This window comes from Pedobacter steynii, assembly GCF_900103665.1.
GTDB lineage: Bacteria > Bacteroidota > Bacteroidia > Sphingobacteriales > Sphingobacteriaceae > Pedobacter > Pedobacter steynii.
Map to the genome: position 1 here is coordinate 147,318 of NZ_FNGY01000016.1, position 10,614 is coordinate 157,931.

Annotated in this window: 8 protein-coding genes and 1 tRNA gene; 3 read left to right on the forward strand and 6 right to left on the reverse strand. The window is 45.0% G+C overall.

The features are described from left to right. Positions 1–48 precede the first annotated feature (48 nt). The 6 genes from BLQ87_RS31130 to BLQ87_RS31155 form a co-directional block, all read right to left on the reverse strand. Positions 49–351 carry a hypothetical protein gene (locus BLQ87_RS31130; RefSeq protein ID WP_143010610.1) on the reverse strand — a complete coding sequence of 101 codons (303 nt, stop codon included), beginning with the start codon at positions 349–351 and terminating at the stop codon, positions 49–51. A gap of 82 nt (positions 352–433) precedes the next feature. After that, positions 434–1,213 carry a hypothetical protein gene (locus tag BLQ87_RS31135; protein ID WP_074612808.1) on the reverse strand — a complete coding sequence of 260 codons (780 nt, stop codon included), beginning with the start codon at positions 1,211–1,213 and terminating at the stop codon, positions 434–436. Positions 1,214–1,219: 6 nt separating this feature from the next. Beyond that, positions 1,220–1,948 (reverse strand): MIP/aquaporin family protein, encoded by a 729-nt coding sequence (locus BLQ87_RS31140; RefSeq protein WP_074612809.1) that lies wholly within the window; start codon positions 1,946–1,948, stop codon positions 1,220–1,222. A 136-nt stretch (positions 1,949–2,084) separates the two neighbouring features. Continuing rightward, complete coding sequence (gene glpK, locus BLQ87_RS31145; protein ID WP_074612810.1) at positions 2,085–3,587, reverse strand: glycerol kinase GlpK; 1,503 nt, start codon at positions 3,585–3,587, stop codon at positions 2,085–2,087. Positions 3,588–3,638: 51 nt separating this feature from the next. Continuing rightward, positions 3,639–5,201, reverse strand: a complete 1,563-nt coding sequence (locus BLQ87_RS31150; protein WP_074612811.1) for a glycerol-3-phosphate dehydrogenase/oxidase — start codon at positions 5,199–5,201, stop codon at positions 3,639–3,641. 271 nt (positions 5,202–5,472) lie between these two features. After that, positions 5,473–6,465: a helix-turn-helix transcriptional regulator gene (locus BLQ87_RS31155; protein WP_074612812.1), complete on the reverse strand. Its 993-nt coding sequence runs from the start codon at positions 6,463–6,465 to the stop codon at positions 5,473–5,475. A gap of 157 nt (positions 6,466–6,622) precedes the next feature. On the opposite strand from BLQ87_RS31155, the gene BLQ87_RS31160 reads away from it, so the two are divergent. The 3 genes from BLQ87_RS31160 to BLQ87_RS31170 all read left to right on the forward strand — a co-directional run bounded on the left by BLQ87_RS31160 (position 6,623) and on the right by BLQ87_RS31170 (position 10,414). Beyond that, positions 6,623–8,872, forward strand: coding sequence for a TonB-dependent receptor domain-containing protein (locus BLQ87_RS31160; RefSeq protein ID WP_074612813.1), 2,250 nt, complete (start codon positions 6,623–6,625; stop codon positions 8,870–8,872). A gap of 56 nt (positions 8,873–8,928) precedes the next feature. Then, positions 8,929–10,125, forward strand: a complete 1,197-nt coding sequence (locus tag BLQ87_RS31165; protein ID WP_083362154.1) for a hypothetical protein — start codon at positions 8,929–8,931, stop codon at positions 10,123–10,125. 213 nt (positions 10,126–10,338) lie between these two features. Then, a tRNA-Lys gene (locus BLQ87_RS31170) sits at positions 10,339–10,414 on the forward strand. The last annotated feature ends 200 nt before the right edge of the window (positions 10,415–10,614 follow it).

Below are 10,614 nucleotides of genomic sequence, written 5' to 3' on the forward strand. Positions count from 1 at the left end.
AAATTAATGTAGAAAATTCTTGAATTCTTAGCCCGTATTTTCGGGTAACTAAGCGCTAAGATCGGGAGGCGGATTGCTCAGCGTAAGGTAAACCTTTGCCATATCCGGAAAGGCAAAAGGGGGAAATACCGGATCAATCACCATCACTGAAACCGCCAGCATCGCAGGATCTGTAAAATCCTCATCCAGGGCTTCTGCCCTTTCTCCCGCTTTCTGGTCCTGCTCAGGAATTTCTTCTTCCTGCTGATCTGCAACCTGTTCCGTTTGATTAAAAACAGCTGCATACAACGGAGCACTCTTTACCAGCAGGAAAGAGAACAGGAGCAACAGACAGCTTAACTTCTTCATCATAGATCCTGCAAATTTGCAAAATAAAGAGGGGAAAATGGTCATGTTTCCACCATTTTCCCCCTGAATTATTTAACCAGTCGTTTTAAAAAATATTCGCAACCAGTTGTAGCGTACCGGTTTTATGCTCCGGACTAAACATGGCCGTTGCAGCCACCGGAAGGTGGTATTTAAACAGAACCAGGTCTTTATTATAGGTAAGGCCACTATTCACGATGTTCGGATGATCCCCGTAAAAGTTTTTCTCTCTGCCAAAGGCAAAACCTCCACCCACAAAGACATGCAGGCTACTGTTTTCTTCATCCTGCCAAAGCACCTGATCCACCTGTACATAGTTCGAATAGGCATTCGCCCGCTTTCCATTTGCTTTCACATAGGTATCTCTTCCCGCCACAATCGTATTCCAGCTTAAGGTTAAGGGCAGTTTGAAATCAAACTTATAGGCAATTCCTGCATCGATAAAATGCGAGGTCGATCCATTGTTATAATTAAAAAGGTTCGCATTCGGGAAATCGCTGAAATTGTTAATGTCCCAAACACTGACCGTAAAACCTTTCTTCGTATAGCTCACATAATAATCAAACTCTTTGTAATTTCCGTTCAGACTTGCACCGCCCCAGAATCCCGCCTGAAAGCTCCCATCTTTGGATTTATAATGCAGGTCTACATCCGAGATCGGCGCATCCGACACTTTAAAACCTCTCCAGATGTACAAGCTCCGAAGCTGTAAATTCGCATCAAAAGGTTTGTATTTTTTAATCGTTTTTTCGCTCTGATTCAGGGCGGTACTATCTTGTGCCTGAAGCGTCAGACCAGATAACAACAGCAAAGCAACAGCTACCCCACAATTCTTTAACCTATTCATATTTCTTTATTTTAACATCAAATGAAGGAATGCTGCCAGTGCAGCTCCTGTAAGCGGACCTATTACCGGAACCCAGGCATAAGCCCAGTCGTTTCCCGCTTTGTTTTTGATCGGAAGCAACATATGCATGATCCTGGGCCCAAGATCTCTTGCCGGATTAATGGCATATCCTGTGGTTCCTCCAAGGGAAAGCCCAATCACCCAGACCAGTAGCGCCACAGGCAAAGCGCCTACAGAACCCAGCCCTACCACTTGTTTGGTATTCGCAATTTCCGCTCCCGTGATGTGAAAAATGGTGAAGACCAATACAAAGGTGCCGACCACTTCACAAATGAAATTGATGCCGTAATTTCTGATCGCCGGTCCGGTGCAGAATACCGCCATCTTCGCGCCTGCATCTTCTGTACGGTCAAAATGATCTTTATGGGTAAGCCATACCAGAAAGGCGCCCATCATTGCCCCTAAAAACTGGGCAACAACATATCCCGGCACTGCTGCCCATGGAAAAGCACCGCTGATGGCCAGTGCTACCGTTACTGCAGGGTTCAGGTGCGCTCCGCTATACGGCCCCGCCACCACGACCCCAACAAATACCGCCAGGGCCCAGGCCGTCGTGATTACGATCCAGCCACTGTTATTTCCTTTTGTGTCTTTTAAGACCACATTGGCTACTACGCCGTCGCCCAATAGAATGAGCAGCATAGTACCAATCATTTCTGCAATAAATGGTGTCATAGTGTTTGTTTTTGGTTGTTATTGATTGAAAATTTTGGGCAATAGTCTTCCCCCGCAGGGAGAAAACGTTCAAAATGAACATCTCTCCCTGCGTAAAAGCAAGGCGTTTTTATTAAAATTTAAGGGATTCTTTTCGCTATTCTTCCGACCAGTTCATGGTCCTCTCTACTGCTTTTTTCCAGTAATGCAGCAGTTCTTTCGCTTTTTCTTTTTCCATCTCAGGCTCGAATTTCTTCTCTACCGCCCATTGTTTCTTGATCTCATCTACACTTTTCCAGTACCCTACTGCCAGTCCGGCCAGGTAAGCCGCTCCAAGCGCCGTGGTTTCCAATACTTTCGGACGGATCACATCGCTGCCAAAAATATCTGCCTGGAATTGCATCAGCGCATTATTTTCTACCGCACCACCATCTACGCGAAGTTCTGTAGATTTCTTTCCGGAGTCTGATTCCATGCTTTTCAACAAGTCACGTACCTGGAAAGCAATGCCTTCCAATGCTGCACGGGTAATGTGGGCGGAAGTTGTACCTCTGGTAATTCCGAAGATCGCGCCACGGGCATACTGATCCCAATACGGTGCTCCTAAGCCAGTGAGCGCCGGTACAAAATACACCCCGCCATTGTCTTCTACCGAAGCGGCCAGCTTTTCACTTTCTGCCGAAGTCCGGATAATGCCCAAACCATCACGCAACCATTGAATCGCTGCACCACCTACAAAAACACTACCTTCCAGCGCATAAGTAACTTTGCCACCGATCTTCCAGGCCACTGTAGTGAGCAAATTATTTTTAGAAAGCACAGGTTTATGTCCGGTATTCATCAACATGAAACATCCTGTACCATACGTATTTTTAGTCATCCCCTCCTCCACACACATCTGTCCGAATAGTGCGGCCTGCTGATCACCGGCGATACCTGCAATCGGAATTTTAGAGGCAAAAAGTGTCGTTACCGTATCTCCATAGATTTCTGAACTCTGTTTCACTTCAGGAAGCATGCTTTCCGGAATCGTTAACAGTTCCAGCAATTCCTTATCCCATTCCATGGTATGGATGTTAAACATCAGCGTCCGGCTGGCATTAGACACATCTGTGATGTGCATCGCGCCACGGGTAAATTTCCAAACCAGCCAGCTGTCTACCGTACCGAAACAAAGTTCTCCGTTTTCTGCCCTTTCCCTTGCCCCTTTCACATTGTCCAGAATCCATTTCACTTTAGTTCCGGAGAAATAAGCATCAATCACCAATCCTGTTTTTGCCTTCACCTTATCCGACCATCCTTGTTCCTTCAGCTCGTCGCAGTATTTTGCCGTTCTTCTGTCCTGCCATACAATCGCATTGTACACCGGAATTCCTGTTTCTCTATCCCATACAATCGTCGTTTCCCGTTGATTCGTGATCCCGATCGCTGCAATGTTTAATCCGTTCAAATCTGATTTCGCAATCACTTCTGCTGCTACGGACGACTGTGAGTACCAGATCTCATTCGCATCATGTTCCACCCATCCCGGCTTAGGAAAAATCTGTTCAAATGGCTTTTGCGCTACCGCAACAACCTCCCCGTCATGGTTAAAAATAATGGCGCGGGAGCTCGTGGTGCCCTGATCTAGCGCAAGTATGAATTTTTGGTCTGGATTCATATGATATAAGGTTTAATTAGGTATAAAATTTAATTTGGTTAATCTCAAAAACTAAACGAGCGTATAAGTTTTGGCCAGTTTTGTAAAGTCCTCCAGCTCCTGTGCTACCCAGGCCTGATCCAGTTTCAGCTCTTCAGCGATAATCCCGGCAACCGCCGGTGCTGCTGCAACTGCGGCATGTACATCCAGGAACAACAAACGGAAACGACGGCCTAAAATATCTTCTACCCTGCGGGCATATTCATTTCTAACCGCCCATACCACCATGGCTTTGGTATATGGATATTCCGGCACCAATCTTTCCAGCAAGGCCGGATTTTCGTTGATCAGCTTTTGCACTCCTGCGATGTCAGCGCCGTAAAAATGTAAAGGATCCGCACGGTTTGGCTCCGGCACATAACCATGAATATGAAGTTCTTCCGTTACACATTTTTTTGCAGGGAGGAAGTTCTTTTCAATCGCCTTGTCCAGCGTATCCTGTGCCATCCGGCGAAAAGTAGTCCATTTTCCACCCGTAATCGTGATCATTCCGGAATCCGAAACAATGATCTTATGACTTCTGGAGATTTCTTTAGTCTTCGCTCCTTCTGCTTTCGGTGCTGCCAATGGACGTAAACCTGCAAAAACAGCGAGTACATCCGAGCGCATTGGTTTTTTTACAAAGTATTTTCCTGCGGTAGAAAGGATAAACTCAATTTCCGTATCCAGAGCTCTTGGCTCCAGCTCGGCATGATCTACCAAAGTATCCGTCGTACCCACAATCAGTTTATTGTGCCATGGCACGGCAAAAAGCACCCTGCCATCATCCGTCTCCGGGATCATCAGTGCATTTTCACCGATCATAAAGGAACGGTCCAGGGTGATGTGCACCCCCTGACTCGGACGCACCAAATGCGGCGCTTCCGGTTTGTCCATTTTCAGGATATTGTCTACATAAACACCGGTGGCATTGATCACGATCTTTCCAATCTCCTCATAGCTTTCGCCGGTTTCTATATCTTTCACTTTAATCCCGTTCACTTTCTTTTTATCATCTTTCAGCAAGCCTTCTACCTTCATGTAGTTCAGCACCGTTGCCCCGTTTTCAATGGCCGTCTGTGCAATGTTCAGCGCCAGACGGGAATCGTCAAACTGACCATCATGATAAACCACCCCGCCTTTTAAACCTTCCTGTTTGATAGAAGGCAAAGCTTCAATGGTTTTCTTTTTGTTGATGTATTTTGAAGCGCCAAGACTGAGCTTACCCGCAAGCAGATCGTAAAATTTCAATCCAATGGTATACTTCACATTATTGAACCAGGAATAGTTCGGGATCACAAAGGTTTCGTTTTTTGTCAGGTGAGGTGCGTTTTTCAACAACAACCCTCGCTCATGACAAGCCTCACGTACCAGACCAAGATCACCCTGTGCCATATAGCGAACGCCACCATGCACCAGCTTCGTCGCCTTACTGGAAGTTCCCTTGGCATAATCCGCCTGTTCTACCAGCAAAGTTTTGTAACCACGTGTGGCCGCATCCATCGCAATACCTAAACCTGTAGCCCCACCACCAATGATGATGACATCCCATTGGGTGCCGGCAGCTAAATTCTGTATCAATTGAAGTCTATTCATAATGGCATCTATTAATAAAACGAAACTTTCAATTAGTTTCATTTACTTTCACAAATTTGTCTTATTCTACTTTCATTTCCAAATTATTCCTAAGTTTTTTTCTGAAGCCAGCAATTATCAGGAAAGCAGCAAAGCCAAAAACAGTTAAAAAAGCAAGCCAATGAACATTTAAGCAGAATAATTCAAAATCTATAGCAGCAATAACCACACCAGTAAACGGCAGGTATTTATGTTCATTTTACGAAAGCATTTGAAATTAAACAGATCGAAACTATCCGTTTTTAGCCCCTTTAAGGATGATGCTGGGCGGGTATCCCCAATATTGTTTAAATGCAGCAGTAAAGTTCGATAGGTTCTGGTAGCCCAAAAGCTCCGCGATTTCCCCTACATTCTTTTCCTTCTCCAACAAAAACTGCCTGGCCTGTTCCATACGAACCTGCTGCAGGTAACCGAACACGGTAGTGCCAAACAACTCTTTAAAGCCTTTTTTTAGCTTAAAATCATTCGTTCCCACCTTATGCGCCAGCTCAATGATCGAACACGGCGTACTGCTGTTCAGGCGGATATAATCTTTTGCCGCATGGATCTTTTCGACATCCACAGGCTTCAGCGATTGCTTCTGTCCTATATTGGATACCACGTCTGACAGGTCCAGCTGCAAAGCGAAAAGCTCATGTATCTTAGCTTCCAGGAAGATTTTACGCGTTAATCCGGAAAAAGGGCAGGTTTTCATTTCTCCGATAATCCGCTTCATGGCTGGCGTAACCGGCAAGGCTTGTTTAAAAAGCTGGGTAGAAGCACCTCCTTCCATTCCTTTAATAAACCGGTCCAGAATTTTATGCTGCCCATACCATTGGTCCAGAAATCCGGCCGTTAAATGGATATCGAAGGTTTCATATGCTTTCCCTTCTTCAAATTCCACAAAACCCATCCCCCCTTTTAAGCTCAGTAAGTTCTGCTGCATGCCTTCTACCAGTTGTCCCCTTTTTCCCTTTTCACCAAAGCGAACAGGGTTGGTCAGGTTGAAATGCATCTCCAGACAAGGATGTTCCATCTCAGAATTAAAGAGCAGGTCCTTATCCATCTGGTAATTGCCATTTAAAACAGAGCCGATTCCCAATCCGCTTTCCTGATAGCTGATCGTTCCAAATTCATGGTCCAAAGAAGTAGTCGTTTCTAAAACGAAACCATCCGAAAGGACTGTCGCCTCTGCCTGATCATAAAACAACTCTTGCAAAAAATTAGACTCCAGACTAAACTTCATACACCTCAGATTATTTGGAAAGCGTCTAAATTACGAAAAGAATAAATAATCCCAAATTCATAATTCTTGCTCCCTAATTGGTAAACAGCCTTTTTGTAGCCCGATTACTTTTGCATCGCCTTTAATCACCTATCCTTAAAGGCAGTTACACAAAAGGATGATCATAAATAACTTCTACAAAAAGCCACTGCTCACCATGACCTGGTTATTTCTAATCGGCTCCGCCGCTGCGCAGGACGTCAGAAAAGACAGTGTTTCCAAATCAAAAGCACTGAAGGAAGTAGAAATCAAGACCCGCACAAAAATTAACGAAATAAAAGCATCCCCCGTTAACATCACGGTTATTGATGTGAAAAAAGTACATGGAGAAAGTGGAAACCTCGTTGACCTCATCAATCGATCCCCCGGAGTCAGGCTGCGAAGCGATGGCTACCTCGGTGCGCCCATCAACATCTCCCTGAATGGACTGGAAGGCAAGGCTATTGCGCTGTTTAAAGACGGAATCCCCCTATCCGTTTTCGGCCATAGCTTTGACCCCAGTTTACTTCCAGTCAATATGCTCGATCGTGTAGAGGTTTACAAAGGCGTATTGCCCGTATCGCTGGGTGCAGATGCATTAGGTGGCGCCATTAACTTCATCAGCCGCTATCCTGCCAAAAGAACAATAGACCTTTCTTACGAGATCAGCAGCTATAACACGCATCGCGCCTCCCTTACCTTTTATGCACCCTCCCCTAAAACGCAGCTCTATACCGGACTCAATGCCTCCTTCGCTTACTCCGATAACGACTATACCGAGCAAAGAGAATACAACGACAGGCCCAACAGCTCCGAACCCTATTACGAAAGGGTAAAATACCTCAACAACAAAACCAGAACTGCCACTGCCGAAGCCTATATCGGCCTCCGCCACCAAAGCTGGGCAGATGACATCCGCCTTACCCTTATTGGCTCCAGCTTCTACAAAGGCGTTCCCTTCATTCCTTTTGCTACACCAAGGTATTTTGCGGTACATGCTTATTCCGACGAAAAGAACATCACGCCGATGCTGCGTTACGATAAAAAACTCTTCAACAACAAGCTTGAACTCAATGCAGTCGTTTCCTATAGCTGGGTAAGTACCATATTCCGGGATACGAGCCTAAATAAATACGACCGGTATGGCAACTTTATAAAGCGGGAAACGCTTAGCCCTCAAATCAGAAGAGAACTCCAGGGCACAGGGCGAGACCTTTCTTTAGACTACAAAATAGCCGCCCTGAGGTTCAATGTCATTTACCGCGTCAATGCACAACATACGCTGGAATTTAACAACGTCTACACCAGCAATCAGCGCGTCGGATCAGACCCATTAGGTGGCATCACTGCTTTTACCAATCTCGATGTGTATCGGACTCCCGCCAGGTACAGCAAAAACATCACCGCAGCAGGCCTTCACTCCTGGCTGCTCGACCACAAACTGGAAAACATGATTGCCGTTAAACATTACCGCATGAACACTTCCGGATTCTCCAACTATCAGGCCGAAGGAGGAGAAAGCATAGAACGGAACTCCGAAAATAAATGGGGATGGATGGAAGGACTCAGTTACCGGCCTCATGAACGATGGCTGGGTAAAGCATCTTACGAATACGCCACCCGTGTACCCGATGATGTAGAAGTTTATGGCGATGCAATCAGAACGAGTGGAAACTTCAATTTAAAACCAGAACGCAGTCACAATTATAACCTTCAGGTACAATATAACAGTCGTAAGCGGGGCGTCGGAGGCCTGGAAATTATGGCGAACTACTTTATCAGAAACACCAGTCAGCTTATACAGCTGTACCGGGACATTCCTAAGTCTTATTACCTGAACCAGGATAAGGTAAAAATACAGGGAATCGAATTTGATGTCCAGTACCGCCCTTTCGCCCTGCTCTCTCTTGCCGCAAACGCCACTTATCAGGATGTGAGGAATTACCAGACCAGGTTGTATTCCTATGGCCCATTGCTTGAAACACCGCTATACAAGGGGCGCCTGGCCAATACACCTCCCCTGTTTGGCAATGTACAGGCAAGGTTGCATTTCAAAGATTTCCTGCAAAAAGGCAGTACGACAGAAGTGTATTGGTATTACAGTTATACGCACCGGTTCTATAGCCAGAATTACGACGACAGTGCTCCGGGGGCTATCGGATTCTTTGAACGCTTTCCTGAGGGCTATGCAAACCAAAGATCCTGGTTGCCACAGGATGGCCGAATGGGCCAGCAAAACCATTCCATAGGCGTCATGCAAAAGTTAGCGCATCCCAATGGAACGCTGAGCCTGGAATGTCACAACCTAACCAATCAGCAGCTCTTTGATAATCTGTATGTCGAAAAACCCGGCAGAACCTTTCACCTCAAACTTAGCATTTCTTTATAACCATAAATACATAAAAAACCATGTTTAAACAAATCAAACCCGCTCTACTTATAGCCATGTGCGCAATCCTCTTTGCTTGTAAAAAGGATTCGAAAGTAGTTACGCCCCCGCCAACATCAGATCCAAAAAGTACCTGGATCATTTATAACGGAGAAGCCAACTGGTCCGGATTAATCAGTCCTTCTCAAGGTCTTCCTACCGGAGAGTTTCCTATATCGAGTCTTAAAGGTGGTTACCAGCTAGGTTATGCTGCAGGTGGCCGTGTATTCGGTAAATACATCTATAAGCTAAACAGCAACGCTAAAAAGGGTATTCAGCGCCTGGAAGTTAATCCTGCAGGAACTGTGGTGGAAGCCGGATTCCTGGAAACGCCTTTCAGCAGCGATGCGGAAGAAGGAAATTTCCACATCAGCAGCGCGGATAAAGGGTATTACTGGGACTCTTCCAGAGGAAGAATGAAAATTCAGACCTTTAATCCGACCACAATGGTTCGTACGGGAGAAATCGACCTGAGTTCTCTAACTAAAGGCGCTGCTTACGAAGCCGCAGGACAATTGGTGATTGCAGAGAAAGAAGGCAAACTGTTTGTAGACCTTCAATATGGCACCAGAACGGCAGCATGGCAGATAGTACCTGATGATGAAAATGTATATATCGCAGTGATTGACATCGCTTCTCAGAAATACGAAAGCACTACGCAATATGCTAAAGCGTCTAACCTTGGCCTTTTTGGCGATCATCCACTCTGGAATGTGGATGCGGTAACAGGAGATTTATATCTGGTAGCGGTAAGCAATATGAAAACCCAAACTCCTGAATCAAAGATTCTACGGATTAAAAAAGGCTCTACTGCTTTTGATGCGACATTTCATCTGAGCATTAAAGATTACCAATATCCAAGTGATTTCAATGCAATATTCGCTCATGACGGCAAGATCTATACGAAGATCTCTTCCCGCCCTGCCGGATATTACAGCGGTGGAACACATGGAACGAGATACCGTGATGACATCTGGTACTGGACTTCAATCGATGTCTTAACTAAAAGAGCAACGAGGTTAAACATCCCGGTAGACAATTTCTTCTGCTACCAGCAACCTTTCCTTGCGGACGGCAAAATATACTTCATCTCGAACAATGCAGTGGATAGCTTCTCAGGTTTGTATGAGCTGGATCCGAAAACCGGAACAACTAAAGAAAACTTCCGTTTAAAAGGCGGCAGTAAGTTAATGGGCGTTAACAGGCTTCAGTAATACAGATTTATTAAAAGAGGAAAAGCAGGTTTTCCTGATGTTTTCCTCTTTAATTTTGAGATTGGGTATTATTTCTGTTTTTTACGCAAAAACATTTTAGCTGGATTTCAATGCTTTACAATATTTTGTTAATAAATGTTCAAATTTAACACCATTAGGTTGGCAACTTAATTTTAAAATTCTATCTTTGCCGCTCTTCAAAACATCGAAGAAGATTCCGTAGCTCAGCTGGTAGAGCATTACACTTTTAATGTAGTGGTCCTGGGTTCGAATCCCAGCGGGATCACCAGATTTAGAATCAAAACTTATAAAACCCCTGCAAACAATATGTTTGCAGGGGTTTTGTTTACCGGGAAACCCAAAATAGGCATCAATATTTATAGTATAGCATTTGGGATCAATGCCAAAAGTTGTGGAGCAAGTATTAAAAATATAGCTTTGTATTTTTATATAGTTTCAATTTATGCCATCAGCTGCCGCGTCCTTGCT

Coding starts and splice junctions, on each gene's coding strand:
- glpK (WP_074612810.1), bottom strand. CDS start 3,587: ATGAATCCAGACCAAAAATTCATACTTGCGCTAGATCAGGGCACCACG.
- BLQ87_RS31140 (WP_074612809.1), bottom strand. CDS start 1,948: ATGACACCATTTATTGCAGAAATGATTGGTACTATGCTGCTCATTCTA.
- BLQ87_RS31150 (WP_074612811.1), bottom strand. CDS start 5,201: ATGAATAGACTTCAATTGATACAGAATTTAGCTGCCGGCACCCAATGG.
- BLQ87_RS31165 (WP_083362154.1), top strand. CDS start 8,929: ATGTGCGCAATCCTCTTTGCTTGTAAAAAGGATTCGAAAGTAGTTACG.
- BLQ87_RS31160 (WP_074612813.1), top strand. CDS start 6,623: ATGATCATAAATAACTTCTACAAAAAGCCACTGCTCACCATGACCTGG.
- BLQ87_RS31135 (WP_074612808.1), bottom strand. CDS start 1,213: ATGAATAGGTTAAAGAATTGTGGGGTAGCTGTTGCTTTGCTGTTGTTA.
- BLQ87_RS31130 (WP_143010610.1), bottom strand. CDS start 351: ATGATGAAGAAGTTAAGCTGTCTGTTGCTCCTGTTCTCTTTCCTGCTG.
- BLQ87_RS31155 (WP_074612812.1), bottom strand. CDS start 6,465: ATGAAGTTTAGTCTGGAGTCTAATTTTTTGCAAGAGTTGTTTTATGAT.